This window comes from Stenotrophomonas sp. STEN056 (genome assembly GCF_056759635.1).
Window position 1 is genome coordinate 61,081 of sequence record NZ_JBRRDL010000013.1, and the last position, 26,982, is coordinate 88,062.

The 26,982-nt window shown below is 61.8% G+C and carries 19 protein-coding genes and 2 tRNA genes; 13 read left to right on the plus strand and 8 right to left on the minus strand.

What is annotated here, in order from left to right:
• Window positions 1-145 precede the first annotated feature (145 nt).
• From ACVOLO_RS09230 to ACVOLO_RS09250, 5 genes are all read left to right on the plus strand, one after another.
• Window positions 146-1,414 (plus strand): tyrosine-type recombinase/integrase, encoded by a 1,269-nt coding sequence (locus ACVOLO_RS09230; protein ID WP_481569950.1) that lies wholly within the window; start codon window positions 146-148, stop codon window positions 1,412-1,414.
• A gap of 90 nt (window positions 1,415-1,504) precedes the next feature.
• Entirely contained in the window at window positions 1,505-2,272 is a 768-nt protein-coding gene (locus ACVOLO_RS09235; RefSeq protein ID WP_481569951.1) for a hypothetical protein, read from the plus strand.
• Between the two features lie 114 nt (window positions 2,273-2,386).
• Window positions 2,387-2,587: a helix-turn-helix transcriptional regulator gene (locus ACVOLO_RS09240; RefSeq protein WP_481569952.1), complete on the plus strand. Its 201-nt coding sequence runs from the start codon at window positions 2,387-2,389 to the stop codon at window positions 2,585-2,587.
• 50 nt (window positions 2,588-2,637) lie between these two features.
• A complete protein-coding gene (locus ACVOLO_RS09245) occupies window positions 2,638-2,925 on the plus strand; it encodes a helix-turn-helix domain-containing protein (RefSeq protein WP_481569977.1) in 288 nt (95 codons plus the stop codon).
• Between the two features lie 22 nt (window positions 2,926-2,947).
• Window positions 2,948-3,322 carry a hypothetical protein gene (locus ACVOLO_RS09250; RefSeq protein WP_481569953.1) on the plus strand — a complete coding sequence of 125 codons (375 nt, stop codon included), beginning with the start codon at window positions 2,948-2,950 and terminating at the stop codon, window positions 3,320-3,322.
• Between the two features lie 329 nt (window positions 3,323-3,651).
• Here ACVOLO_RS09250 and ACVOLO_RS09255 read toward each other — a convergent pair whose 3' ends face one another.
• A complete protein-coding gene (locus tag ACVOLO_RS09255) occupies window positions 3,652-4,476 on the minus strand; it encodes a surface-adhesin E family protein (protein WP_481569954.1) in 825 nt (274 codons plus the stop codon).
• A gap of 78 nt (window positions 4,477-4,554) precedes the next feature.
• On the opposite strand from ACVOLO_RS09255, the gene ACVOLO_RS09260 reads away from it, so the two are divergent.
• From ACVOLO_RS09260 to ACVOLO_RS09285, 6 genes are all read left to right on the plus strand, one after another.
• On the plus strand, window positions 4,555-4,827 hold the full coding sequence (locus ACVOLO_RS09260; RefSeq protein ID WP_481569955.1) for a helix-turn-helix domain-containing protein: 273 nt from the start codon (window positions 4,555-4,557) through the stop codon (window positions 4,825-4,827).
• Window positions 4,828-5,348: 521 nt separating this feature from the next.
• Entirely contained in the window at window positions 5,349-7,766 is a 2,418-nt protein-coding gene (locus tag ACVOLO_RS09265; protein WP_481569956.1) for a type I restriction-modification system subunit M, read from the plus strand.
• A complete protein-coding gene (locus ACVOLO_RS09270) occupies window positions 7,757-9,007 on the plus strand; it encodes a restriction endonuclease subunit S (protein WP_481569957.1) in 1,251 nt (416 codons plus the stop codon). Before ACVOLO_RS09265 ends, ACVOLO_RS09270 begins: the two co-directional genes overlap by 10 nt.
• Window positions 9,008-9,034: 27 nt before the next feature.
• Complete coding sequence (locus tag ACVOLO_RS09275; protein WP_481569958.1) at window positions 9,035-10,912, plus strand: DUF262 domain-containing protein; 1,878 nt, start codon at window positions 9,035-9,037, stop codon at window positions 10,910-10,912.
• Window positions 10,905-14,012: a type I restriction endonuclease subunit R gene (locus ACVOLO_RS09280; protein WP_481569959.1), complete on the plus strand. Its 3,108-nt coding sequence runs from the start codon at window positions 10,905-10,907 to the stop codon at window positions 14,010-14,012. The genes ACVOLO_RS09275 and ACVOLO_RS09280 overlap by 8 nt, the downstream gene beginning before the upstream one ends.
• The gene (locus ACVOLO_RS09285) at window positions 14,012-14,710 is read left to right on the plus strand and encodes a M48 family metallopeptidase (protein WP_481569960.1); all 699 of its coding nucleotides are present in this window, start codon (window positions 14,012-14,014) and stop codon (window positions 14,708-14,710) included. The genes ACVOLO_RS09280 and ACVOLO_RS09285 overlap by 1 nt, the downstream gene beginning before the upstream one ends.
• An 889-nt stretch (window positions 14,711-15,599) precedes the next feature.
• Here ACVOLO_RS09285 and ACVOLO_RS09290 read toward each other — a convergent pair.
• The 7 genes from ACVOLO_RS09290 to ACVOLO_RS09320 all read right to left on the minus strand — a co-directional run bounded on the left by ACVOLO_RS09290 (window position 15,600) and on the right by ACVOLO_RS09320 (window position 24,474).
• Window positions 15,600-15,675, minus strand: a tRNA-Phe gene (locus ACVOLO_RS09290).
• A 243-nt stretch (window positions 15,676-15,918) separates the two neighbouring features.
• Window positions 15,919-15,994, minus strand: a tRNA-Ala gene (locus tag ACVOLO_RS09295).
• A 191-nt stretch (window positions 15,995-16,185) separates the two neighbouring features.
• Window positions 16,186-17,631 carry an amidohydrolase gene (locus tag ACVOLO_RS09300; RefSeq protein ID WP_481569961.1) on the minus strand — a complete coding sequence of 482 codons (1,446 nt, stop codon included), beginning with the start codon at window positions 17,629-17,631 and terminating at the stop codon, window positions 16,186-16,188.
• Window positions 17,632-17,648: 17 nt separating this feature from the next.
• Window positions 17,649-19,463: an amidohydrolase family protein gene (locus ACVOLO_RS09305; RefSeq protein WP_481569962.1), complete on the minus strand. Its 1,815-nt coding sequence runs from the start codon at window positions 19,461-19,463 to the stop codon at window positions 17,649-17,651.
• Window positions 19,464-19,477: 14 nt separating this feature from the next.
• Entirely contained in the window at window positions 19,478-20,485 is a 1,008-nt protein-coding gene (locus tag ACVOLO_RS09310; RefSeq protein WP_481569963.1) for a FecR family protein, read from the minus strand.
• Window positions 20,469-21,056 (minus strand): RNA polymerase sigma factor, encoded by a 588-nt coding sequence (locus ACVOLO_RS09315; RefSeq protein ID WP_481569964.1) that lies wholly within the window; start codon window positions 21,054-21,056, stop codon window positions 20,469-20,471. The genes ACVOLO_RS09310 and ACVOLO_RS09315 overlap by 17 nt, the downstream gene beginning before the upstream one ends.
• 61 nt (window positions 21,057-21,117) lie before the next feature.
• Complete coding sequence (locus ACVOLO_RS09320; RefSeq protein ID WP_481569965.1) at window positions 21,118-24,474, minus strand: TonB-dependent receptor; 3,357 nt, start codon at window positions 24,472-24,474, stop codon at window positions 21,118-21,120.
• Window positions 24,475-24,664: 190 nt separating this feature from the next.
• Here ACVOLO_RS09320 and ACVOLO_RS09325 point away from each other — a divergent pair, with 190 nt between their 5' ends.
• Together ACVOLO_RS09325 and ACVOLO_RS09330 are read left to right on the plus strand one after the other, a co-directional pair.
• Entirely contained in the window at window positions 24,665-25,150 is a 486-nt protein-coding gene (locus ACVOLO_RS09325; protein ID WP_481569966.1) for an LEA/WHy family protein, read from the plus strand.
• 40 nt (window positions 25,151-25,190) lie between these two features.
• Window positions 25,191-26,981 carry an acyl-CoA dehydrogenase C-terminal domain-containing protein gene (locus ACVOLO_RS09330; RefSeq protein ID WP_481569967.1) on the plus strand — a complete coding sequence of 597 codons (1,791 nt, stop codon included), beginning with the start codon at window positions 25,191-25,193 and terminating at the stop codon, window positions 26,979-26,981.
• The last annotated feature ends 1 nt before the right edge of the window (window position 26,982 follow it).

Genomic DNA, 26,982 nt, shown 5'->3' on the forward strand with positions numbered 1-26,982 from the left:
AACCCCGAGAAATCGGGGTTTTTTGTTGCCCGATCCTCCCGTGACGTACCTGAGCGTCTCTGGAAATCACACAAGTTTGCGGGTACAAGTGCGGGTACGCGGCTACCCACAAGGGACCGTACCCGCAAACCAGATGCCCGCACCCATGCCCAAGTTGACCGCCAAGCCGCTGTCCCCCTCCGAAGTCGCCAACGCCAAGCCTGGTCCCAAGCCGTACAAGCTGCCCGACGGCGGCGGCATGTTCCTGTTGGTGAACCCGGACGGCTCCAAGCTGTGGCGCTGGCGCTACAGGCGGCCCGCCGTCGGGACGGAGAACATGTTGGGGCTCGGTACCTACCCCGAGGTGAAGCTGGCTCAGGCCCGCCAGCGGCGCGAGGAAGCCCGCGCGCTGGTCGCCCAGGGCATCGACCCCGGCGCGCAGCGGAAGGCCGAAAAGGCGGCCGGGGCCGAGCGGGCGGCAAACAGCCTGGAGGTGGTGACGCGCGCGTACCAGGAGATGAAGGCCGGTCAGCGCACTAAGGGCACGTCGGACCGCTGCAAGGCATGGATGGAGACGCACGTTTTCCCCTATGTCGGGGCGCGGCCAGTGGCCGAGATCGAAGCCCCCGAGCTGCTGACCTGCCTGCAACGGCTGGTCAAGGCCGGCAAGCTGGAGAGCGCCGACCGCATCCGCTCGGAGCTGTCGGCCGTGTTCCGCTACGCCATCGCCGCGGGCATCGCCAAGCGTGACCCTGCCCACGACCTGCGCGGCGCGTTGCCTAAGGCCACCAAACGGCACTTCGCCTCCATAACCGAAACCGGCCAGATTGCCGACCTACTGCGGGCAATGGACGACTACACCGGCGACCCCGTCACGCTGGCCGCGCTCAGGCTGTCGCCGATCCTCTTCCAGCGGCCCGGTGAAATTCGGCAGATGGAATGGACCGAGTTGGACTTGGACGCCGGCGAATGGCGCATTCCGGCCGCCAAGCAGAAGTTGAGCCGGGCCGAAAAGGAGAATCCACGCACCCCCGCACACGTCGTACCTCTACCGTCCCAAGCCGTCGCCATACTGCGCGACCTGCACTCACTGACAGGACGCAGCATGTACGTGTTCGCCGGGAAGGTTTCGAGCAAGCGCCCCATGTCGGAGAACACGGTGCGGCAGGCACTCCGGCGGCTCGGCTATGGCAACGAACAGATGACCCCGCACGGCTTCCGGCACATGGCATCAACTCGGCTGAATGAAATGGGCTGGAACCCGGACGCCATCGAGCGCCAGCTGTCACACAGGGACGGAAACAAAATTCGTGGCACCTACAACCAGGCGCAGTACCTGGCGGAACGCCGGAAGATGATGCAGGCATGGGCGGATTACCTAGACGGGCTGCGCACGGGGGCGAATGTGGTCTCGCTGCGTGCCAAAGTGAGTTGAGCAAATGGTCTGCCTCGGCATTGGCAGGCGAAAACCCTCAGCCTCATTCCGCTGGGCGCAGTGGCCCCCTCTTTAAGGCGAGTGTGAACGATGAATAGCGACGATTTAACAGCGGCTAACATGAAAGCGGCCAATGAAGCTTGGTTTAGCGAACTGCTGGCGCGCTTGCGGGCTAGCAATCTGGGCGGCACGCTTATTTACTACCCATCCTTCCTAAAACTGAGCACCTTCGGCCCTGAGCATACGAACAGCGACAGTGCTTGGTACAGGCTTCACGAGAATGAAAAGGGTATTGAAGTCGAGATTTCAGCAGGAGCAGCCCTCCCCTTGGACTTCCCCGGCTGGACCAAAGAAGAAGCGGCTATTGCTGCTGAATTTCGTAAGAGTGCCTATATCAAACTGCCAGCCGCTGCAGATCTAGTGGCGTGTTGGATCTACAACCAGGCCGGAGATGTTGAGTTCGCCGTTGAAGGTGAGCGTGGCGTGACGACTACGCATTGGGTTGATGCCATTGCCCAGATAGCCGGCGGGTTAGCGCCGGCTAACACGCCCGGTTTGATCAGGACCGAACCAAACATGACCCTTGCCGAGATGCGCAGTGCCGGCGCCCGACACGCCGCCAAGGCAAAGGTCGAGCTGGACAAGGACGGGAAGCAGGCCGCGAAGTCCAGTGCGAAGGATCTATGGAAAGAGTGGAAGGGCGGCCGACATCCAAACCTACGCACGACTGAGCATTTCGCGATGGAGGTCATGCGCCGATGGCCTGTTCTGAAGAACGCGGACACCATTCGCCGATGGTCTGCCACATGGGGGAAAGAGCTAAAGCGCGCGCCTGTGACTCTGCGCGCAGGCTCCTGATTGCACGCGCTGAGTACCGCGCTGCCTGCTTTTTCCAGCCAATTATTCCCATCGCTGCATTCCGCAGTACCGCAAGGCATCTGGCCTACGGTCACCTACTGCAGAGGTACATCGATGGAAATTCAACCCTTACTCACACCTGGCGACCTGCTGGACGAAACAGAAGTGGCAGCCCTGCTGGCGCTGAAAGTTGCCACTCTGAGGAATTGGCGAGCCAAAGACGAAGGCCCGCGATATGTGAAGCTGGGCAAGCGGGCCGTCCGCTACCGCCGCGCTGACTTGGAGAAATTTGTTTCTGGAAAGGTGGGGCAATGAATACCATCGTCCAAAGCGAACGAGCTCCTGCAAGCAAATCCGGACCAGGGATGGAACACGGGTCCGGTGACTCACCGCAACTCCACTGCAAGCGCCCGGTCGAGGGTACGGCTCGCGCGGCTGTTCTCGCGGCTTTGGAGGCCGGCCAGAGCCTGACTCACTCAGAGGCGCTGCGCGCGTTCGGCGCGTCCCGGTTAGCCGCCGACGTACACGCACTGAAGCGCGCGGGCTGGCCCATCATCACCACCGAAGTCGACGTCCCGACCCGCCGCGGAACCTCACGCGTTGCTAGCTACTACCTGGCGGAGGGCACTGACAGTGGCACGGTCGCGTCTTAGAGCCAAAGGGCGCGCCGGGATAGTGAATGAAGCGCATGTGCGGCTCTATGCACACGAACTAACCTGCCCCGCATACCGAACTTTGAACCCAGATGCGCGCGTGCTGTTGGTCGAGCTTCGCGCGCTGTATCGGCCCTCAAATGGAAACGTGGTTTTCCTGAGCCAGCGGGAAGCCATGAAGCGAATTGGAACGGGACAGCGCCGCACACAAGCCGCGTTCGCCGCCCTGATGGAGCGCGGGTGGATCACGATCGACACCCCTGGCGGCTTTACGTACAAGACCCGACACGCCACCAGCTACCGACTAGAAAACGAAGCCGGGCTCACCTTGGGCGCAAAGCCCTCCAAGGCCTACATGCGGTGGCAACCAGAAGCCGAACTAGAGGCAAAGCCATGACGCTCCATACGGCCCCGCATGCCAAAAAAAAACGGTAGCTGGAACGGCTACTGGACGTAGCTACGACAGCTACCGTGGTGATAGAAAATTCGCCATCACAGGCCCTGACGGCAGCCAGAACGGCTGCCGTCAGGCTGGATTTTGGAGGATTACAGTAGCCAAAACAGCTACACAGATATAGTTACCATGTCGGGAGGAACCTCAAGCACGTGTCGCTTTACTATTGGCCGCACCGTCTATCGCACCGAACTGCAGGCAGTCGCCATACACGTTGGCCAAGGTGAGACGTGAGTTTCTCTCGGACAAATCACCCCTGATGTGCGACATCTTTAGAGCCTACATAACGCTTCATAGGCTGGCTCATACAACGAGCCAGCCGAGAAGCCGTCCCGCTTCACGTCGGTACCACTCTGCTCGTCCACAAAGACCTGCTTGCCTTGGTAGAACGAAATTAGCTTTAGCAAGGAGGTCTGCTGAGATAAACAATGAAAAGTCGCCAGTTCTTGCACTTCATCAATCATCATCCCATCAGGCCCAGGGCCAAAGGCGTGGGGGAACTGGATCTTTAGCCAGGCGGTGACGTCGGAGCCGCGCTTGCTGACTGATTCGGGGCTGATGAAAACTTGCCCACCATCACCTGATGTCGAGATTTTCTCCCATGTCACCTGTTGGCTTACAGCCACCCCAGCCCGAGCCGGCTGGGGCTGCGTTACTGCCCTAGACGCGGATGCAGACTTCGACCATCCCAATTCGGCCATACAGCCCTTATGAATGGCCCTCTGTTGGCGCCGGGCGGCGATTAATCCACCAACTGCAGCCCCTTGGGCAAAGCCCCCTGCGAACGCGTCACCAACACTTTGAACTGGCGTAACCGTGCCTGAATAAGTACCGCGATAAGCACTACCGTTCGGACCATAGGTGGTCGAGCTGCCGGAGACATAAGCGCCTTGTCTCTGAGCCTGAGGCATGTTCACGGAGGGCATAGGTGCCGCTCCCACGGCGACCCGGTTGCAATATGCGTCATCAATGGCCAATTGATGTTCTTGTTGTGCCGGATCGACGATTGAAGGGTTCTGCCATTTCGCCCCCGTCAGAGTGGCGACAGAGAGTGCTGCCAAGCCAGCGAGGTATCGCTTAGAGGGTTTTTTGTCCATCGTTCTCAAGTCGTAGCTCCACGATTTGATGAATATATTCCGTGGACCAGGGGTCTCGTCAAGCGAGAACCTATCTCCATGAGCCGTCCCTTTGAAGCAGTCAGACGAGAACTCGCGGGCAATATCCGCGAGTTGCGTATTGCTGAGGGGCTCTCCCAGGAGAAGCTGGCTCTCGAGGCTGGCATCGATCGCACGTACATCAGTCAGATCGAGCGCTCAGTCGGAAATCCATCGCTGTTGGTGTTATGCAAGCTTGCTGAAAGGCTGGGCGCGGATGTGGCGACCCTGATGACTGCCCTCGCCCCCGAAAAAGCCCCCGCCCTGATAAAGGCGAAGTCGGTCAAAGATTGATCGGTAGCGGATGTAAGGTCTTATTAGGAGGCCGCTGTCGTTATCGGATAGCCGCCCCCGGCCTCCATCAAACCGAGCTACCACATCGATCCGACAAACACCATAAGTAATCGCTCCCACAGCCGATGGCACGACCTTAGTTCGACCGCGCCGTGGTGACGGCTTTAGCAGTAGCGCTACTCAGTGTGGCCGTCCGTTGCTTGAATATCGAGCCCCGCGAACTGGCATTTACCATCCAGACGATAGTCATGCGCCGCCGGTGGCGCTTGGCCGTACTGATTTGGGACACCATCCTCCGGTGGCGCGGCCACGCGCCAACATTGGAAGCTGAAGCAGAACACCTGTTGGCCGCCTTGGGCCACGACACCAAAGCAGCGCGAAGTTTTTGCAATGGCAAAAAACAGTTCGTCGTAGCATCCTTGGAGCCCGCGCTTGCGCCAGTGACGGCCTGACACCGCCGCGCTGCACCCCATCGGCCCGCCCACACAGGGCGGGCCTTGCTATTCCGGCCCTGATCAACCATGCCCATCAAAAAGTCCGACCTTTATTCCTCCCTCTGGGCCAGCTGCGACGAACTGCGCGGCGGCATGGAGCCATCCGAGTACAAGGACTATGTCCTGTTCATGCTGTTCATCAAGTACGTCAGCGACAAATACGCCGACGATGATCTGGCGCCACTGGTGATCCCAGCCGGGGCCAGTTTTGCCGACATGGTGGCTTTCAAGGGCAAGCCTGATATCGGCGAGCGTATCAACACCCGGATCATCCAGCCGTTGATTGAGGCAAATAGCAACAGTCTTTCGTACAGTGACTTCCCCGACTTCGACGACCCCAAGAAACTGGGCGAAGGCAAGGAGCGCCAGGACAAGCTGACCAACCTGGTTTCCATCTTCGAAAACCCGGCACTGAACTTCTCTGACAACCGCGCCGAGCACGACGACATCCTCGGTGATGCCTACGAATACCTGATGCGCCACTTCGCCCAGGATTCGGGAAAGAGCAAGGGCCAGTTCTACACCCCGGCTGAAGTCAGCAGCACCATCGCCAAGTTGATTGGCATAGGTCCACATAACACCAAACGCAAGACCACCGCCTATGACCCCACCTGCGGCTCCGGCTCGTTGTTGTTGAAGGTGGCCGCTTCAGCGGGCAAGCAGATCACCCTCTACGGGCAGGAAGTCTCGGCCACCACCGCCGGTCTGGCCCGCATGAACATGATCCTTCACGACTTCCCGGATGGATCCGTGCAGTCGGGCAATACCTTGGCCGATCCGAAGTTCAAGGATGGCGAGCGGCTCAAGACCTTCGACTATGTGGTCGCCAATCCGCCGTTTTCGGACAAGGCCTGGAGCACGGGGCTAACACCAGACGCTGACCCCTTTCAGCGCTTTGCCTGGGGCGTGCCGCCGGCAAAGCAAGGTGACTACGCCTATCTGCTGCACATCATTCGCAGCATCAAGGCCAACGGCAAGGGCGCCTGCATTCTGCCGCACGGTGTGCTGTTCCGGGGCAATGCCGAGGCCGCTATCCGCAAGCAGTTGGTGGACAGCGGCTACCTGGCCGGCATCATCGGCCTGCCGGCCAATTTGTTCTACGGTACCGGCATCCCGGCCTGCATCCTGGTGCTGGACAAGAACAATGCCACCGCCCGCCGCGGCATCTTCATGATGGATGCCAGCAAGGGCTTCTTGAAGGACGGCAACAAGAACCGCCTGCGCGAGCAGGATATCCACCGCATTGTCGATACCTTCGGCAAAACGCAGGACATTCCAGGCTACGCGCGTATGGTCGGTTTCGAAGAAATCCGCAGCGCCAAGAACGACTACAACCTCAATCTGCCGCGCTATATAGACACCAGTGAGGCCGAGGATCTGCAAGACATCCAAGGCCACCTGCTCGGCGGCATTCCGCAGCGCGATGTGGACGCACTGGATGCGTACTGGGCCAAGATGCCTGCGCTGCGCGCAGCCCTGTTCGAGGGTGTGGGTCGCCCCGGTTATCTGCAATTGAAGCTGCCACAGGCCGAACTGAAGCCGGCAATCCTCGGCCACGCCGAGTTCAAGGCCGTCCAGGCCACGGTGACCTGTCTGCATGCCAGATGGGAGAAAGCAATCCGGCCGAAGCTCATTGGTTTTGGCCAGGGCGGTCATCCCAAGCAGTTCATTCATGAGGTTTCCGAAAGCCTGCTGGCCGCCTATGCGAAGGCACCACTGATCGATGCCTACACGATCTACCAGCACCTGATGGACTACTGGGCGCAGACCCTGCAGGACGATGCCTACCTGCTGTCTGTCGATGGCTGGAAGGCGGAGCCCGCGCGCATCATCGAGACCAACAAGAAAGGCCAGCGCAAAGACAAGGGCTGGGCCTGTGACCTGGTGCCCAAACCGCTGGTCGTGGCGCGTTACTTCGCTGCCGAACAGAAAGCGCTTGATGACGCTAGCGCCGCGTTGGACAACGCCAGCAGCGCCCTGGAAGCGCTGGAAGAAGAGCACGGCGGCGAGAACATGGCCTTCGCCGGGTTCGACCGGATCACCGCAGCGCAGGTGAAGGATCGCGTGCGCGAGATCGGCAAAGACACCCAGGCCGCCGATGAGCTTGCGGTACTGAAGCAGTGGCTGGCGCTGACGGACGATATGGCGCGACTGAAAAAGCAGCTCAAAGCCCTGGATGACGAGCTGGATGCCAAGGCCCTGGCAAAGTACCCAAAGCTATCGATACAGGAAATCCAGGTGCTGGTGGTGGACGACAAGTGGTTGACCGCATTGTCCAGCGCTGTGCAGGGAGACGTGGAGCGCGTATCGCTGGCCCTGACCCGGCGGGTGAAGGAGCTGGCCGAACGTTATGACTCGCCACTGCCGCAATTGGCGGTGCAGGTTAAAGAGCTGGGAGCCAAGGTGGCCGGGCATCTGGTGAAGATGGGGTTTGCGTGGAACTGAGGTCCGGATACAAGCAGACCGAGGTCGGAGCGATTCCCGAGGATTGGGATGTGCGTGAGGTCGCCAAATTTTCAAAAATCATTACGGGACCATTTGGCACGTTGCTGAAGGCTAGAGAGTACACAAATGGAGATGGCGTCCCCCAAATTTCAGTAGGCGAAATCGGAGATGGCTTTTTCCGCGTGGGCGACCATACCTCGCGAATCCCGCCGCATGTTGTGAAGCGGTTGCCGCAATATTTGCTTCGCACCGGTGATGTGGTTTTCGGTCGAAAAGGTGCAGTGGAGCGATCCGCGCTGGTAACAGAAGGTGAGAACGGTTGGTTTCTTGGTTCGGACGGAATTACTGTGCGCCCATCTGAAAATTGCCATTCTCCGTACCTGGCAGCGCAATTCAGAAGCGGGACTGTCAAAGCGTGGCTCCTGAACAACGCGATTGGCACAACTATGCCGTCATTGAACCAGAGAGTGTTGGGGGGAGTGCGCATTCCTTTCGCGCCAGCAGCGGAACAATCCGCCATCGCTACCGCCCTCGGTGACGTAGATGCGCTGCTGGCCGCGCAAGATGCGCTGATCGCCAAGAAGCGTGCCATCAAGCTAGGTGCTATGCATGAACTGCTCACCGGCAAGCGCCGCCTGCCGGGGTTCAGTGAAAAGTGGGAGGTGAATCGATTAGATTGGCTTGCTGATATTCGCGGTGGTGGAACGCCAAGCACATCTCGACCTGAATTTTGGGATGGCGATGTTCTATGGGTTACGCCAACAGACATCACGGCATTGGACGGCCAGAAACTTATTTCTGAAACAACGAGGAAGCTCACCGAACTTGGGCTTAAGGAAAGTTCTGCCGAGATCATCCCTTCGAATTCCATTGTGATGACTTCACGCGCAACGATTGGAGAGTGCGCCATCAGTGCAGTCCCGCTGAGCACTAATCAGGGATTCAAGAACTTTGTGCCGTACGACTCTGTGAATAGCGATTTTCTGTACTACCTTCTGACCATCCAGAAGCAAGGATTCATCAACCTATGCGCCGGAAGTACATTTCTTGAAATTGGCAAGGCGCAATTGGCTGGTTACGAGGTATGCATTCCGTCAAAGGAAGAACAAACCGCTATTGCTGAGGCCTTGAGCGATATGGATACCGAGCTCACTGCACTCGAAGCCCAACGCACCAAAATTGCTCAGCTCAAGCAAGGCATGATGCAGGTACTGCTGACCGGCCAGATCCGGTTAATCTGAAGCACGAAAGGAAACAGGGGGAAAGCCATGTCGGCCGTTACACCGTACTACCGGACCATTCAGCAGTTGCTGCAAGGCCGTTCGTTTGCCATTGACGAGTACCAGCGCGAGTACAAGTGGGAGAAGAAGAACATCGAGGACCTGCTGAACGACCTGCAGGCCAAATTCTTCGCCCATTATCTGCCCGGTCATGAGACCAGTGCAGTCAACGGCTATGGCGAATACTTCCTCGGCTCGATCATTGTCAGCCAGCGCAATGGCAAGAGCTACCTGGTGGATGGCCAGCAACGCACGACCTCGCTGACCCTGCTGTTGATCCATCTGTATCGTGCTGCCAGCGAGAAGCAGCTGGGGGTGGCAGCCACCATGGCGCCGCTGATCTACAGCGATGACATGGGTGTGGCCAAGTTCAACCTGGACATTCCCGAGCGCCTGGACATCATTCGTGCGCTGTACGAGGGCAAGCCTTTCGTGCCGGACGACAAGGATGAATCCATCCAGACCATGCACGCCCGCTACCAGGAAATCGAGGCCAGTGGGCTGGTGGAAGAGCTGGGTGAGGGGCTGTCTCACTTCATCTACTGGTTGATGCGCAAGGTTGGCCTGATTGAGATCGCCACCGACAACGACGCTTACGCCAACGTCATCTTCGAATCGATGAATGACCGAGGCAAGCCGCTGGGCCCGATGGACATGCTCAAGGCCTACCTGCTGGCCCCGATCACCGATGCCACCACGCGCTCGGAGGTAAACGTGGCCTGGCGCAACCAAGTGCTGGAGCTGATCACGGTGGACCAGGAGCACCAGCACGACCGTGATGGCGAATTCATGCGTGATTGGCTGCGCGCCCAATACGCTGAAAGCATCCGCGAGCGCGTTGCCAACGCCACTGAGCGGGACTGGGAGCTGGTGGGCAGCATGTTCCATCGCTGGGTACGGGACAATCACACCCGGCTGGGGCTGGGAACGGCCGATACCAATGCCGCCTTCGTCAAGGACAGCTTCCGCTTCTTCGCCAAGGCTTGGCTGCTGGTCCAGCAGGCCAGTGCGGTTCATACGCCCGGTCTGGAGGCCATCTACTACAACGCACGCAATGGGCTGACGCTGCAGAATACCGTGTTGCTGGCGTCACTGGTCGAGTCGGACGATACGGTCACCGTTCGCCGCAAGCTGGCAGTGACAGCAACGTACCTGGATATCTGGATGATGCGGCGCAAGGTCAACAACATCCGCACCGGCTATTCGTCGATCTACTACGCGATGCACCTGCTGAACCGGAAGATCCGCCGCAGGGGCCTGGACGAGCTTGTACAACTGCTCGGCAATGAGCTGGCCAATGACGAGGTCACCGTGCGGGGCAGCGCCACCCAGAAATGGCGCAAGGGGCTGGCTGGCTTCGAGCTGAACCAACACAGCAGGTCGTACATCTACCACCTGCTGGCACGGGTCACCGCTTTCACCGAACTGCATTCCGGGCGCGGCGACATTTTTCCTTTCTTGGTGGACCGCGCGGCAAATAATCCGTACGACATCGAGCACATCTTTGCCGACGATTTCGCCAAGTACGCTGACATGTTCGCCAGCGAGCAGGAGTTCGAGGACATCCGCAACAATGTCGCTTCGCTGTTGCTGCTGCCGCAGGACGTCAACCGCAGCCTGAAAGCCAAGTCATTCGGCGACAAGCGCAAGAACTACGCGCAGCAGAACTTCTACGCAGCCAGCCTGAGCGATGCGATCTATCAGCACCAGCCACAGTTTCGGCAATTCATGGACAAACATCAGCTGCCATTTGAAGCCCATGCCGATTTCACCAAGGAGGAACAGGGCAAACGTGCCGCGCTGCTGATGGCTCTGGCCGAAGTCATCTGGTCGCCGGTCAGGCTGGAGACCGCCGCTCATGCATAGCAGCCCCCGTGCCGAGCGCGTCACCCAGAACCGTGTGGTCAAGTTGTTTACTGACAGGTCGGGGGCGGACTGCCTGGGTTACGACTACCTCGGCGACTGGGGCAAGCGTAAGCACAACCGCAATATCGAGCCCGAGCTGCTTTCCGCGAACCTCAAGCGGCGCGGATATACCGACGTACAGATCTCGACGGCATTGCGTCAGCTGCAGGTCGCTGCAGAGATAAGCGGCAACACACTCTACGACGCGAACCTCAAGACTTACGGCCTACTCCGTTATGGTGCCGACGTACAAGCTGCGCTGGGCGAGCCGATCCGAAAAGTCCACTTCATCGAATGGGATCCGGAAAAGTTCAACGACAATGACTTCACTTTGGCCGAGGAGGTCACCCTGCGCGGTGGCTTCGATCGTCGCCCCGACATCGTGCTGTACATCAACGGCATCGCCATTGCCGTGTTGGAGCTCAAACGCGGTAGCAGGGACAGGGCTGAAGGCATCCGGCAGCTCATCAGCAACCAGGAGCCGGCCTTCAACCAGGCTTTCTTCAGCACGGTGCAGCTGCTGTTGGCGGGCAATGACGCGCAAGGGTTGTATTACGGCACGGTGGGCAGCCCGGAAGAGTTCTATGTGCAGTGGAAAGACGGGGCCGGCTTGGCCGCTGGCGAGGCCGGTGTGTTGCTGGACCGCCCGCTGGCACAGATGTTCGACAAGGCACGATTGCTGGATTTCCTCTACCACTTCGTGATCTTTGATGCTGGCATCAAGAAGGTCCCGAGGCAGCACCAGTACGCTGGCATTAAAGCCGCACAGGAACGTACCCGAAAACGTGAAGGCGGGGTGATCTGGCATACCCAGGGCAGTGGCAAAAGCATCCTGATGGTGCTGCTGGCCAAATGGTTGTTGGAGGACGACCCGAGTGCGCGCATCCTGGTCATCACCGACCGCGACGAGCTGGATGATCAGATCACCAAGGTATTGAAGAATTCCGGGCTGGATTCCACCCGGGTGACCTCGCGCGCCGATCTGGTGGCCAAGCTGGGTTCGACCACTCCACGGCTGTTGTGCGCGCTGATCCACAAATTCGATACCACCGACCTGAGTGGCCTGTCGCCGCCGGCACACGGCCGCTTTTATGTGTTCGTGGACGAAGCCCATCGCACGCAGGGCGGGGACATGAACAAGCAGATGAAGCGCTGGTTGGGCGGTGCTGTCTTCATCGGCTTCACTGGCACGCCTCTGCTGCGCAAGGACAAGCAGACCACCCATGATGTATTCGGTACTTACATCCACACTTACAAGTTTCCCGAAGCCGTGGCTGACAAAGTGGTGCTGGACCTGAAGTACGAGGCGCGCGAAGTGCCGCAGGAACTCGGCAACAAGAAGAAGATCGAGGAGTACTTCGCCAACAAGACGAAACGCCTCAACAATTTTCAGAAGGCGGCACTGCGCAAGCGTTGGGCCACGATGGAGGAACTACTTAGCTCGGGCGAGCGCAAGAACCGAATCATCCGAAGCATTTTGGAAGACTTCGACACGCGCCGTCGACTGTGCGATGGCCGTGGCACCGCGATCCTGGTGGCCGATGAAATCTACGATGCCTGCCACTATTTCCGTCTGTTCCGGAACATCAATTTCGGCCGGAGCGTTGGCATCATCACCTCCTTCGAACCTGATAAGACCCAGTACTCGAAGGAACCCGCGAACAGCGACTATCGCTACAAGTACGAAACCTACATGGATTGGGTGCTCAAGGATTTCGAAAGCACCGACAAGTACGAGGCCGAGATGAAGCGGCGCTTCAAGGATGAACCGGCCAACTGCAGGCTGCTGATCGTGGTCAGCAAGCTGCTGACCGGCTTCGACGCGCCTAGTTGCTCCTACATCTACCTTGACCGCAACCTGCGCGACCACGATCTGTTCCAGGCGATCTGCCGCACCAATCGTCTTGATGGTGATGACAAGGATTACGGCTACATCGTCGATTTCAAGGAACTGTTCGGCAAGGTCCAGGACGCTATTTCGGTTTACAGCTCCGACCAGCTGGTGGTGGACGCAAAGGATGGGCAAGACGGCAATGTCACCCTGAAGAATTGGATATCCGAAGGCGCAAGGAAACTGGAGGAAAGCCGCGAGGCGCTGCTGCACCTGTGCGAGTCGGTGCTGGCACCACGTGATCTTGAGCAGTTCATCTCCTACTTCTGCGGTCAGGCACAGAACGCCGATGCGCTTGAGCAGGCCGAACCGCTGCGAATCTCGTTCTACAAGCTGGTGACAGCGTTCGTGCGGGCCTGGGCGGACATCGGCAGCGAGTTGTCGAACGCCGGCTACGACGAAGCCACAATCATCCGGCTGGAACGCGAAGTGGCTTTCTATGCTGAGATGCGCGCGGCAATCAAGAACCATTCCGGCGAGGAGTTCGACATCAAGCCCTTCGAGGGCGACATGCGCGACCTGCTCAACCGCTACGTGCGTGCTGATGAAGCCCGAGAACTGGGTGACATGGGTGATCTGTCGCTGGTGGATCTGATTGTCAACAGTGGCATCCATGACGCCATCGTGCAGAAGCTTAATGCCAAGGGCACCAGCACCAAGGCAGTGGCCGAGGGCATCATCAACAATGTGCGCAAGGCCATCATCCAAGAGCGCCTGACTGATCCTCGCTTCTTCAAGGAGATGTCGAGCCTGCTGGATGAGCTGATCAAGCAGTCACGCGCCGATGCAAAGAGCTACGAGGAATTCCTGAGGCAGGCCGAAGCACTCGCGAAGAGGCTGGGGTCGCATGCAGCCGGTGGCGAACAGGTGCCCGAGGCCTTGCAGGGCAAGCCGGAGGCCTCCCTGATCTACCGCAACCTTCCGGACATCCTGGCCAAACCAGTCGACGCAGCGCACGTTGCCGATGAGGGGCTTAGGCACAGCAGCGAATTGATCAGTATGGCCGTGAAGATCGACACCGCCATGCGGGAGTCCGTACCGGCTGACTGGAAGAGCAACGAGATCAAGGAGCGAGCTGTGCGCCGCACGTTGCTCAAATTCGTCGATGGCGACCGTGAGGCGATGTCAAGGCTGTTCGAACTGGTGAAGAATCAGGCTGGCTATCGGTGATGGACACCTTCCTGTTGGGCAACATCGAAATCGCGGTGACGCGCAAGGACGTCAAGAACGTGCACCTGACCGTGCATCCCCCGGAAGGTAGGGTCACGCTGGTCGCGCCTACAAGGTCGCGCATGGACGTGCTTCGGGCCTATGCCATCACCCGGCTCGGCTGGATCCGGAAACAGCAGGCCGAGTTCCGCGCGCAGGCCCGCGAGACTCCGCGGCGTCATACCACCCGCGAAAGCCACATCCTTTGGGGGCGCCGCTATCTGCTTGATGTGCAGATCGTCGATGCCAAACCCGGTGTCCGCCTCGATCACAAGCGCATCACACTGAGTGTTCGCCCCGGCACCGACGAGGCGAAGCGCACCGAAGTGATGCACGCCTGGCACAAGGCGCAGCTGCATGCCGTCCTGCCCGATCTGATCAAGGCCTGGGAGTCCCGGCTTGGCGTCAAGGTGCATGGCTACTACCTGCAACGCATGAAGACCCGCTGGGGCAGCTGCAACCATGCCCGCGGCCATATCCGCCTGAACACGGAGCTGGTGAAAAAGCCGCGGCACCTGCTCGAGTATGTGGTGGTCCATGAGATGACACACCTTATCGCGCCCACCCACGACGAACGCTTTATCGCATTGCTTGATGAACACTTTCCGCGATGGCGGGACGCACGGGCAGAACTCAATAGTCTTCCGCTTTCTTCGTAATGATGGGGCCGGCCCGATAATGTCACCTGGAGTCTGCTGCCATCACAATAAGGAAGCCCATTGAAAGGAGCATCGTCCCCCCGTCGGCGCTTGCGATAGCGTCACCAATTTTTACGGGTATTTTTGAGGGTACGAAGCAAAATAGACCACAAAAAACACTTTAATAACAGTGACATATGAATCTTGTTCAGGCGTGCCCACCCCAATGAAGTGGCCGTCAAGGCCCGAAACAGGCCGGAAACCCAACAGATACAAGGGTTTCCGGCCTTTTTTGTTTCTGCTTTCGTGCGCTGCTGTGCGCTTCAGCCTGTGCAACGGCGGGCGCGCTGTAAACGTCTCTGGAGAGCAGCTCCGGAATTGACGCCTCAAAGCCAGCAAGATCCACACGATCAACCTGACCTCTTTTCGCTGCGTCAGACCCGATAGCGACCCCCAGGCGCTGCTCGATGGATGACGGTTCGTACCTACCTTCCCAGCCCGCCGGCGCCCACTACTGAGCCAAGAAGCACAACGCGACCGGCAGAAGAAATCCGCTTACCTTCACCTTCAAGGCTGCAACGACGCGTCGCAGAGACATCGATCCTGGCAAGCACAGGAAGATCGTGCTCGCGGCGAATGCGGAACCGGAAGCAACCCACCACCGAGGTCATCGCACGCGAGCTGCCACTCAGGTGGACTGCGAGACAAGATTGCGCGCCATTTGCTCACAGCAATCAAGAGCCCGAGCATTCGCATGCACAGCGTCGCGGCTGTGCCACAAAGAACATCGCAGCACCGCCTCCTCGACTCACGCCAACAACCTGTAAGCCATGGCGGCAACGCCCTGAAGCGGGAGCTGACCGGAATGAAAAAAGGCCTGCATTTCTGCAGACCTTTATTCGAAATCTTATGGTGGCCGAGGACGGAATCGAACCGCCGACACGGGGATTTTCAATCCCCTGCTCTACCAACTGAGCTACTCGGCCACTTTGTTTTCGTCGGCGTTGTCGCCAGCGAGGACGCGAATATTACGCATACGTGGCGAATTGGGCAAGCGAATTTCACAAAAATTTTCACATTCGATGAAATCAGCTGAAAACGCCTGCCTGGACGCGGCTTGGCGCACGTTGCTGGCCCGCGCCACCGCCTGCCACAAGCCCCAAGCGCGGGGCGATTGGGCACAAACGGAAAGAGCCGCATCTGACGATGCGGCTCTTTCCTTGAAGACTTGGTGGAGCGGAGGAGGATCGAACTCCCGACCTTCGCATTGCGAACGCGACGCTCTCCCAGCTGAGCTACCGCCCCACGCGGTGAGCCGAGTCTAGCGCGGCTTGTTGTGATTCGCCAAGCGCCTTGATGACGTTGTCAAGAGGATGAAGTGCTCCTAACCCCGGAAGTACATCGCCACACCGGGCGATGCCTGATTGCGCTTGTCCGTACGCAAACCCGCATTCCCGATGCCCGATGCCGCGAGGGTAACCTCCTGCGGCGCGACGTCAGCGTGCTGGCTTGCGCCGATAGTCCAGGGGTGGCGCATCACGCTGCAGCAGCGGCTGGTACTCGAACCCTGCTCCGCGGCGCTCGTCAAACTCCTTCTTCGCCGCCTGCACCGTCTGCGGTGACTGCAGCAGTTGCACTGCGGCCAGTGCCATCACCTTGGCCGCGTTCAACGCGCCCTTGTCGCCGATGGACATGCCCGATGCGGCTACCGCCTGCCAGCTGTGCGCGGGCGTACCTGGTACCCAGGTGGCGGTGCTCAGGCCGGCCGTGGGGACGTTCCAACTGACGTCGCCGACATCGGTGGATGCGCTGCCGGCAGCGTCGGCGCGATAGGGTTGCAACTGCGTCGCCGTGTCCAAAGCCGGCTTCTTTTCCAGGGTCTGCTGCATGCGCTGGGCAAAGGCCGTTTCGGTGGCGCTGTACTGCACGCCGCCCACCTGCAGCAATGCGGCCTGCATCACCTGCCCCAGCGTGTCGTTGGGCAGTAACGAGAACACACCGCCGGTCTGCTCGAACTCCACCGTGGTGCCGGTGCCCATCGCCGCGCCTTCGGCAGCCTTGGACAGGCGCTCGAACACATCACGCACCACGGCCGGATCGGTGTGGCGCACGTAGTAATAGGCCTCGGCCGCATCCGGCACCACATTGGGAGCGGCGCCGCCATTGCTGATGACGTAGTGGATGCGGGTGCCGTCGGGCACATGCTCGCGCATCAGGTTGGCCATGTGGTTGAAGGCTTCCACGCCGTCGAGCGCAGAGCGACCACGCTCCGGCGCGATGGCCGCATGCGCAGCGCGGCCGTGGAAACGGAACTTGCCGCTGGTGTTGGCCAGGGTGGTGCCCTGTGCCGCTGAATTGTCGGCGGAAGGATGCCAATGCAGCACCACGTCCACGTCGTTGAACAGCCCGGCCTTGGCCATGTAGACCTTGCCCGAGCCGCCCTCCTCCGCAGGCGTCCCGTACAAGCGTACCTGGCCGTCGCTGCCGGTCTCCTTCAGCCACTGTGCGATTGCCCGTGCAGCACCCACCGAGGCCGCGCCAAACAGATTGTGGCCGCAGGCCTGCCCTGCATCCTGCCCGGGAATCCCGCTGCGCGTGGGCTCGGCGGCCTGCGCCATGCCGGGCAATGCATCCATTTCCGCAAGCAGGCCGATGACCGGCCCGTTGCCGCGCTTGCCGTAGGTCGCAACGAAGGCCGTCGGCATGCCGGCCACACCAGCCTCGATGCGGAAGCCCGCCTCGCGCAACTCACGCTGCAGCAGCGCCGAGGATTCCGTCTCCAGATAACCCAACTCTGGATGCTGCCACAGCGCCCTGCCGACTTCGGCCTGGCGCTTGGCATAGGCGTCCAGCGTGGCCAGCACGTCCGCCTGCGCCGCCCAGACGGATGTGGTGGACAGCAGGCAACCCAGCACCGCAGCGCGCAACAACATGGGCTTCATTGGTGAACTCCGGCGACTCAGTAAAAGGTGACGTTGTCGATCTCAAACCAGACCTTGCTGCCCGGCTCGCCGCCGGCGGAGAACACCAGCTGCTGCAGGTCATCGCCCTTCCACTCGGCCAGGGGCGCCTTGGCGCGATACGGCGGCTGGCCCTGCAATGCCGAGAACGGCACTTCGACCGTGCGCCACTGCGGTTGTGCCTGCAAGGCCGCGTTGAAACGACGGTTGCCCAGCGCACGCACTTCCAGGCGCAGTTCCGGCGCACTGCCGCGCAGCTCGAAACGCACGCCCTGGTAGGCACGTGCATCCACCGGCGCCACTGAGCCGCGGCTCAGCGGCAGAATGGCGGCAGCAAACGCATTGTCCTTGCTCGACAGCTTGGCCTGCGTGGCCAATGCATTGCCGCCGGTCTCGCGCGCCACCACTTCCGTCACCTGCACGGTACGGTCGTTGCCACCATCGGCCTCGTCGATGCGCAGCGTGTCCAGCGCGGTGCGGCCATTGGCGCGCTCGAAGTCATCCACCAGCGCTGCTACCGGCTGTGCCGGCAAAGCCAGGGCGCGGTTGCCGGCCGGCAACACCGTGCCCTTGCCATGCACGTGGCGCCCGGCCATATACACCTGCTGCGTGGCGCGGATATCGCCAATCTGGCGCCATGGCTGCCCCTTCACCAGCAACAGGTCGGCGCGCTTGCCCACTTCAATGGTGCCGCGATCAGTGACGCCCAGCGCCTTGGCGCTGTGTGCGGTGCCGGCCAGCAATGCTTCGGCCGGAGTGAGTCCGGCATCCACCAGCAGTTCCAGCTCGCGCAACGTGGAGCTGCCATGCGGCGTGCCGGTCATGCCGGCGTCGGTGCCGACCACCACCGGAATGCCGGCATCATGCAGCGCCTTGACGTTGCCCAGCGCGTTGGCGAAGTTGTGCTCGCGCTGGCGCAGCACTTCCGGCTTGGCACTGTTGCGGCCGCTGCCGTCCACGCGCTCCGGCAGGTACACCGCCAGCGACGGCGCGTAAGCCGTGCCGTGCGTGCGCATCAATTCGATCAGCTCCGCATCGACCGGCCCGTCCTGCACGCTGTGGGCGATGACATCCACGCCAGCGCGCGCCGCCGCCTTGCCACGCTTGACCATCACCGTGTGGGTGAAGACCTTCAGCCCGTGCTTGTGTGCCTCATCGACCAGCGCGGTGAGAGTTTCCTCGTCCATGCTGCTGTTGTCGGCGGCATTGGAATAGCGCCAGCCGTCGGTGAACGCCTTGATGAAATCCGGCTTGTAGGCGGCTACGGCCTGCACGCCTGCACGCGCGGATTCGGGAGAATTCACCCAGCGCGTGGTGTTTTCATCGCCCCAGTCGGCGCCGTGACCGAGCGGCGTGCTCATCCGTGCGGCGAACCTGACATCAGGCGCGGCGATCGACGCCAGCCACTGCCGCCGCGGTGCGTAGGCCTCCGGCGGTTCGTGGAAATCGCTGACCGTGGTGACGCCTGCGGCCATGTACAGGTTTGCCACCTGCGGCAAGGCCGACGGCACCGCGTTGGGGGTCCAGTGCGTGTGCAGGTCGAACAGGCCCGGCAGCAATGCCTGCCCGCGTGCATTGACCACGCGCGCGCCCTTCGGTGCCTGCAGCCGCTCGCCGATGGCAGCGATCTTGCCGTCCTCGACCAGAACGCTGGCCGGGTACGCATCGCGTCCGGTGCCGTCGAACACCATTGCGTCGCGGATCAGCACGGCCTGCGTCTCACTGGCCATCGCCACCACGCTGGCCTGGCCGGCGCCCAGCAACAGCGCGGTCAACACCGCCAGTTGGCGGATGCGTCGATTATTGTTCTGCATGTTCAATCCCACATTCATTGCATGGACCGCACCAGGTGCGGTGCGGCTTCCGGTGAGCGCAGGCGGACTTCCTTGCCGTGCTGCTCCACCACCAACCCCAGGCTCAGGGCCACACTGCGGGCAAACCCGAGCGGGTCGCTGGCCGAATACAAGCCGACAATGCGGCGGCTGCCCACCAGTGGATCGTCGATCACAATGCGGGTGTCGCTGTAACGCAGGAACTGTGCTGCGGCCACCGACAGCGTGTCGCCGTTGAAGGACAGCATTCCCTCGCGCCACGCCAGCTGCTGCTGCAGATCCTCGCTGGGCACGGCCTCGATGCGGATGCCGTGGCTGCGATTGGCCAGCGCACGGTAATTGGCGACCAGGCGTGTCGGTGCCACCGCGCCCTGCACATCAGCCACGTCCACCACGCCTTCGCGCACCAGCACCTCGACACCGCCACTGCGGCGTTCGGTGAGGCTCACCGCGAAGCTGGTGCCTACGGCGGTCACGTCGGTTTCCTCGGCGCGCACCACGAACGGGCGCTGCGGGTTCTTGGCCACGTCAAACAGCGCCTCGCCCTGCAGCAGGCGGATGTCACGGCGCGTGTCGCTGTAGCTCACCCGCACCTGTGAATCGGAATCCAGCGTGATCGCCGAACCATCCTGCAGCGGCACGCGCAGAATCTCGCCCTTGCGGGTGGCGTAGTACTCGGCACCGTCGTCCTGGCGATGCACGCCGATGGCCAGCAAGCTGACCATTGCCGCCATGCCCACCGCCCATTTGAACAAGCGCCGCGCACGCGGAACTTGCACGCGCGGCGTGAACGCCTGGTCCATGTCCCCGGCCGACAGTGCCCGTGCACGGTCAGTCCGCGCCAGTACCGCGTGGGCACGCGCGTATGCACCAAAGTGCCGGCTGTCGGCCTGCAACCAGACATCACGCTCGGCGGCGAGCTCGGCCGTCAGCGGTGCGCGATCCTCGCGTGCCACCCATGCTGCGGCAATGTCATCAATCCCTTTCTCAGCGTCTGCGCGCATGCGATGTTTCTCCTGCCCCGGGCTGTTCCCTGCCCTGCTCCGTCCTGTTGTCATCGCGCTTCATCGCTTCCATCAATACCCGAATGCCTTTGCAGATGTGTTTCTCCACGGTGTTCTCACTGATCTGCATCCGCTGCGCGATCTCGCGCTGCGAGTAACCCTCCACCCGCCGCAGCACGAATGCCTGGCGGCATTTGTCGGGCAGGCTTTCAATCAATGCACCGATGCGGGCCAGTTCCTGCCGTGATGAAGCGGTCCGCTCGGGACACACTTCATCACCACAGATGGCCACGCGGTCGATCTCGGCCACGGCTTCGATCGACACCACCTGCGCCCGCCGCAACTGCTGCAGCACCACCGACTGCGCCACGGTGTAGACGTACGCGCGTGGCTGGCGGACATGGGACACATCGTCCATCGCCGCCAGGATCGCGTAGGTCTCCTGGATCACGTCGTCGGCATCCTGCCGCACCGACAACCGGCGCTGCAGCCAGTCACGCAATGCCGGCTCACACGGCAATACGTGCTCGGCCAGCCACAGCGCCCGCTCCTTGGCCTGCGCCGCCTTCATGGCAGCGCCTGGCCGGTGCCCGGCATGAACCGGGCGGTGATGCATGCAGCTTGTCGCTTCATCAGAACGCCTTGCTTACGTTGACATACCAGTAGCGCGGATTGGCCTGGTACACACCCGACGGATAACCAAACACGTCATCGGACACCGGCGGACGCTTGTTGGCCAAGTTGTTGGCACCCACCTTCAGCGACACACCATTGAGCCAGCCTTCGCGCTCGAAGTCGTACTTGACGAAGGCATTGGCCAGCGTCTGCGACTTGACCGTCCACGGCGTACCGTCGGCCAGCGTCAGCCCGTTTTCGACGTAGGAACTGGCGTAGCGCGCGGTCGCGCCCACGGACAACTGCTGGTAGCGCCAGGTGAGCGTGCCGGACCACTTCCATTCCGGGTTGCCGCCGTTGCCGATCAGGTTGCCGCCGCCGGTGATGCGGATCGATGGATCGACCAGGCCGGTGGCCTTGGCATCTTCCAGTGCCTGCAGCGCCGGCGAACGCTGGCGGTAGAACTCGATCAGATGGGTGCCGGTCACCGACACGTCGAAACGGCCGATGGCGGTCTCCGGCGAATTCCAGCTGAAGTTGTAGTCCACGCCACGCAGCGTCTGCGGCTCCAGGTTGACGTACTGGTCAGTGACATAGAGCACCTTGCCGGCCGGGGTCAGCCCGGTGCCGGCAAAGCGCGCGATCTCATCGGCCGTGGCATCGGCACGCACCACTGCCTCGTTGCTGCCTCCCTGCTGGCGCAGGATGTAATCCAGGATCAACGCATTGCCTTCGCCGAACAGGCCGATGATGCCTTCCTGCTCGTACTTGTAGTAATCCACCGCGAAGGTGAAGCGGCCGTAGTCCTCCGGGATGAAGCGCGGCTGGAACACCAGGCCAGCGCTGGTATTGGTGGAGGTTTCCGGCTTCAGGTCCGGGTTGCCGGAACGGCGCGCGGTGGTCGAATACGTGTAACCGCCACAGCCGGCGATGGACGGCTGCACGCCGTTGCGCACGTCGGCTTCGCACTGGATGTAGTCGGTGCGGTTGTTGGAACGGCTCACCACCGTGGCGTTGATCTGCTCCAGGTTGGGTGCGCGGAAGCCCTTGGCCCACGACGAACGCAAGGTCAGGCCATCGACAATCTGCCAACCCAGCGCAACCTTGGGCTTGGCGACATTGCCGAAGTCGTTGTAACGCTCGGCGCGGCCAGCCACCTGCAGGTCCAGCGAGCGCACCAGCGGCACGCTCATTTCCGGCGACACCAGCGGCACCGAGAATTCGGCGAACAGGCCGGCCACCGTGCGCGAACCGTAGGTGTCGGGGGTCGGGCTGACGCCGTACATGTCGCTGGGGTACGCCACGCCGGTGATGGCGTCGGTAAACGTCACCGAGCCGTCCACGCGCGAATCACGGTCATCGCGCTGGGTTTCGTGGCGTATCTCGAAACCGGCCGCCATGCCCACTTCACCGGCCCAGGTGCTGAACAGGTCCGGGCGCGAGGCCTTGAAGTCCCACAGGAACAACTCGGTCTGCGCTTGACGCTTGGCCTTGTAGAAGAACTGGTCCAGCTTGTCCCAGTCATTGCAGCCGCCACAGAACGGGTTGTAGGCACTCGCCGTCGGGTTGGCCAGCGCCTGCTGGAACAGCGACATGCTCACCGCGTCCTGCGTGTCCTTGACCTTGGCCTTGGAGTACAGCGCAGCGCTTTCCCAGTCGAACCCGTAATGGAAGCCCCGCAGGCCGGCCAACGCGCGCACCTGGGTGTTGTTGACCTCGATGCGGGTCGGGCGCTCGAAGCGGTAGCTGGTGATGGTGACCGGCGCGCCGTCCGGGCCGATGTTCAGCCCCTGCAGGCGATTGGGGTTGAGCGAACCATCGGGCAGGTACATCGCACCGAACGGGTTCCAGTAATTGCTTGCAGCCACCGTCATCGGCAACGCGGTGATGGTGTTGACGCCGTTCTGCAGGCTGTAGGCGCGCGAGTTGTACACGCCGGCTTCGCTGAAGAACGAAATGCCATTGTCGAAATCGTGCTTGCCGGTGACGAACAGGTTCAGTCGGCGCACGTCCGGGTTGATCGACAGCGGGTACTGCGACTGCTGGTTGTCACGCAGGTTGGCGTCGGCACCGGAGGTCGCCTTGCTGCCGGACTGCACACATACACCATCACCGATGGTCGCCCCGCAACCGCTGTTGGTCGTCGGCTGCACATGGAACGCGCCCGCGGCGGTAGTCAGCCAGGTGCCGTTCTGCGACACACGCGGCCCATTGACGGTGAAGTTGCCCCACGGGCTGTTGGTGTTGCGGTTGTCCACGCCCGGCAGGCCTTCAAACGGCGTGCCCAGGAAATCCGCGGCACGGTTGCCGTTCTTGGTCCACGCCTGGTCCAGCGAGTTCAGGCCGGTGGTGTTGTAGTAGTTGAACGCGATGGTGATGTTGGAGCGCAGGTCTTCGGAGTTCTTGCCCCACATGCCATTGACGCCAACATCGCTCAGGTTGGTGCCCTCGCCAAAGCCTTTCTGCACGCTGAGGGTGCCGCCGTCCATGTCGTCGCGCAGCACGTTGTTGACCACGCCGGCCACCGCATCGGTGCCGTAGATGGCCGCAGCGCCATCGAGCAGCACTTCCACCCGGCGCAGGTTGGACACCGGCACCGCATTGGCGTTGTAAGTCAGCACCGGCACCAGGTTGCCATCGGCCTGGCTCATCGGGTGCACCACGGTGCGGCGGCCATTGATCAGCAGCAGGGTGTTGCCAACGCCCAGCCCGCGCAGGTTGACCGAGGCGATATCGCCGCGTGCGTAGTTGGAACTGTTGCCACCATTGGTACCGCTGAAGGACACATCGCCCATCTGCGGAATCGAACGGTACAGGTCATCACCGGAAACCGCGCCGGTGGCTTCGATCTGCTCGGTCTGCAGCGTGGCCACCGGCAGGATCGCCGCCGACCTGCTGCCCTTGATCTGGCTGCCGACCACGGTGACCTGGTCCAGCGTGCTTACATTCGGGTTGGCTGGTGGCGAGGGTTCTGCGGCCACCGGCTCGGCCTGCGCCGCCTGGGTCAGACCAAGACCGCCAAGCCCGCCCAGCGAGGCCAGCATCGGCGAAGCGGCGCGCAGCGTGATGGTGCGGCCATCGTCCGAGGCCACCGTCAGGCCGGTGCCTTCCAGCAGTTGGCCCAGGGCCTGGCGCGTTTCCATCTGCCCCTTGAGTTCGGCCACTGGCGCACGCCCGTGCGCCCCTGAATGGGCCGGCGCGATGATCTGAATGCCCGCCTGGCGGGCAAACTCGGGAAGCACATCCTCGATGCTGCCTGCATTGATGTCGAACTGCGGTGGCGCGGCCAGCGCCGGAACGGCGGCGCACAGCGCCACAACTGCCAAACCGCCGCGGATAGCGCTTGCAAGCGGCAACAACTTGAATGAACGCATTGGTGTATCCCCAGAAAATGTCGCGAAAAGCGGCAACGGCTGCCCCTTGCATGGTTTGATGCAGAGGCGCACAGGTTCCGCCATCCGGCTTTACCGATTGCCCCAAGGTACCCAACCTGCACCCGCGCATCAGCCCATACGCCGTAGTATCCTTCGGCGGTAACCAATTCGGACTTGAGGATCACGCCGCATGCGTTTTCGCCCCCGGTACGCCCTGATCGCGCTCCTTGCGCTGGCTGCACTGACGCTCACCGCCTGCGGAGGCGGCAAGGTCAAGCGTGTCTCCGAGCCTGCGGCGAGCATCCAGCAACTCACCGTCGGCAGCGACGGCAACTGGGATGTCGAGCTGCGCCTGCGCAACTACAGCTCCATGCCCATGCGGTTTGATTCGGTGTCCCTGGCCATCAAGGTCGGCGAGGAAAGCGCCGGCACGCTCAGCGCCAACCCGGCGCTGTCCATCGGCCCGGAATCGGCCGACGTCATCAAGATCCGGCTGCAACCCGCTTCGGCAGCGCGCATCGTGATGGCCGATTCGCTGGCCGGTGGCCGCTCGCTGTTCTATGAACTGGAAGGCAGCGTCAGCGCCACTCCGGAAGACAAGAAGCAACGCAGTTTCGACATCAAGTCGCGCAACAGCCTCAACCAGGCACCGGGACTGCCCGGCGTCCTGCGCTGAGCCGCCCTCCCCGTCTCCCGCATCGTTCGAGATCGTTCTGATGAGCAACTACAAAGCCCCCGTTACCGACCTCCGTTTCGCCCTGCACGACGTCCTCAAGGCCGAATCCCTGTTTGCCGCGATGGGCCTGGAAGACGCCAGCGCCGACGTCATCGACGCCGTGCTGGAAGAAGCCGGCCGCTTCAGCACCGCCGTCCTGGCGCCGCTGAACGCCATTGGCGACCAGACCGGCTGCAAGCTGGACAAGGCCACCGGCGAGGTCACCACCGCACCGGGCTTCAAGGAAGCCTACGCACAGTTTGTCGAAGGCGGCTGGACCGGCCTGACCGCGGCGCCGGAGTTCGGCGGCCAGGGCATGCCGGAAACGCTGGGCATGGCCCTGAGCGAGATGGTGTCCTCGGCCAACCTGGCCTGGAGCCTGTTCCCGATGCTGTCGCACGGCGCCGTGGAAGCCCTCAAGCACTATGGCGAAGACTGGCAGAAGGAAGCCTTCCTCAAGCCACTGGTGGCCGGCAACTGGACCGGCACCATGTGCCTGACCGAGCCGCATGCCGGCACCGACCTGGGCCTGCTCAAGACCCGCGCCGAGCCCAACGCCGACGGCAGTTATTCGATCACCGGCACCAAGATCTTCATCACCGCTGGCGAGCACGACCTCAGCGACAACATCGTGCACCTCGTGCTGGCCAAGCTGCCGGACGCACCGGCCGGCCCGAAGGGCATTTCGTTGTTCGTCACCCCCAAGTTCAAGGTTGATCGTGACGGCAACCAGGGCGAACGCAACGCGCTGCACTGTGGCGCGCTGGAGCACAAGATGGGCATCCACGGCTCGTCCACCTGCGTGATGAACTTCGACGGCGCCCAGGGCTACCTCGTCGGCCAGCCGCACAAGGGCCTGCAGGCGATGTTCGTGATGATGAACTCCGCCCGCCTCGGCGTCGGCGTACAGGGCCTGGCGCAGTCCGAGCGCGCCTACCAGGGCGCCCTGGCCTATGCCCGCGAGCGCCTGCAGTCACGCGCACCCAAGGGCCCGCTGCTGGCCGACAAGCCGGCCGACCCGATCATCGCCCAGCCCGACGTGCGCCGCATGCTGCTGACTACCAAGGCGCTGACCGAAGGTGGCCGCCTGCTGGCCGCGCATGCCTACACCCAGCTCGACGCCGCCCAGAACGGCAGCGACGAGAAGGCACGCACCGACGCCGACACGCTGGTCAGCTTCCTCACCCCCATCGTCAAGGCCTGCCTGACCGAATGGAGCATTGAAGCCACCTACAACGGCCAGCAGGTGTTCGGCGGCCATGGCTACATCGCCGAACACGGCATGGAGCAGTACGCCCGCGACGCCCGCATCACCACCTTGTATGAAGGCACCACCGGCATCCAGGCGCTCGACCTGATCGGCCGCAAGACCGCCGTCTCGCAGGGCGCAGGGCTGAAGCTGTTCCTGGCCGAAGTCGAGCAGTTCATCACCGACAACGCCAGCAACCCGGCCGTGGCCGAGTTCCTGCCGGTGCTGGGCGCCAAGTCCAAGGAATGGGGCAAGCTGACGGTGAACGTGCTGCAGCGTGCCGCCACCAACCCGGAAGAACTGGGTGCGGCAAGCTGGGATTACCTGTTCTACAGCGGCTACGTTGCCCTGGCCTACTGGTGGGCTCGCGCCGTCGTTGCCGCGCAGAACTCGGGCCATACCGATGGTTTCAAGCAGGCCAAGCTGGAAACCGCACGCTTCTACTACGCCCGCATCCTGCCGCGCACCCTGACCCATGCCGCCAGCATGGAAACCGGCGCTGATTCATTGATGGCAATGGATTCCATCCGCTTCGGCGATTGAT

Bases quoted from the DNA above. Each gene is read 5' to 3' on its own strand.
- ACVOLO_RS09230 (WP_481569950.1), top strand. From the start codon at position 146: ATGCCCAAGTTGACCGCCAAGCCGCTGTCCCCCTCCGAAGTCGCCAAC.
- ACVOLO_RS09235 (WP_481569951.1), top strand. From the start codon at position 1,505: ATGAATAGCGACGATTTAACAGCGGCTAACATGAAAGCGGCCAATGAA.
- ACVOLO_RS09240 (WP_481569952.1), top strand. From the start codon at position 2,387: ATGGAAATTCAACCCTTACTCACACCTGGCGACCTGCTGGACGAAACA.
- ACVOLO_RS09245 (WP_481569977.1), top strand. From the start codon at position 2,638: ATGGAACACGGGTCCGGTGACTCACCGCAACTCCACTGCAAGCGCCCG.
- ACVOLO_RS09255 (WP_481569954.1), bottom strand. From the start codon at position 4,476: ATGGACAAAAAACCCTCTAAGCGATACCTCGCTGGCTTGGCAGCACTC.
- ACVOLO_RS09260 (WP_481569955.1), top strand. From the start codon at position 4,555: ATGAGCCGTCCCTTTGAAGCAGTCAGACGAGAACTCGCGGGCAATATC.
- ACVOLO_RS09265 (WP_481569956.1), top strand. From the start codon at position 5,349: ATGCCCATCAAAAAGTCCGACCTTTATTCCTCCCTCTGGGCCAGCTGC.
- ACVOLO_RS09275 (WP_481569958.1), top strand. From the start codon at position 9,035: ATGTCGGCCGTTACACCGTACTACCGGACCATTCAGCAGTTGCTGCAA.
- ACVOLO_RS09280 (WP_481569959.1), top strand. From the start codon at position 10,905: ATGCATAGCAGCCCCCGTGCCGAGCGCGTCACCCAGAACCGTGTGGTC.
- ACVOLO_RS09285 (WP_481569960.1), top strand. From the start codon at position 14,012: ATGGACACCTTCCTGTTGGGCAACATCGAAATCGCGGTGACGCGCAAG.
- ACVOLO_RS09300 (WP_481569961.1), bottom strand. From the start codon at position 17,631: ATGAAGCCCATGTTGTTGCGCGCTGCGGTGCTGGGTTGCCTGCTGTCC.
- ACVOLO_RS09305 (WP_481569962.1), bottom strand. From the start codon at position 19,463: ATGCAGAACAATAATCGACGCATCCGCCAACTGGCGGTGTTGACCGCG.
- ACVOLO_RS09310 (WP_481569963.1), bottom strand. From the start codon at position 20,485: ATGCGCGCAGACGCTGAGAAAGGGATTGATGACATTGCCGCAGCATGG.
- ACVOLO_RS09315 (WP_481569964.1), bottom strand. From the start codon at position 21,056: ATGAAGGCGGCGCAGGCCAAGGAGCGGGCGCTGTGGCTGGCCGAGCAC.
- ACVOLO_RS09320 (WP_481569965.1), bottom strand. From the start codon at position 24,474: ATGCGTTCATTCAAGTTGTTGCCGCTTGCAAGCGCTATCCGCGGCGGT.
- ACVOLO_RS09325 (WP_481569966.1), top strand. From the start codon at position 24,665: ATGCGTTTTCGCCCCCGGTACGCCCTGATCGCGCTCCTTGCGCTGGCT.
- ACVOLO_RS09330 (WP_481569967.1), top strand. From the start codon at position 25,191: ATGAGCAACTACAAAGCCCCCGTTACCGACCTCCGTTTCGCCCTGCAC.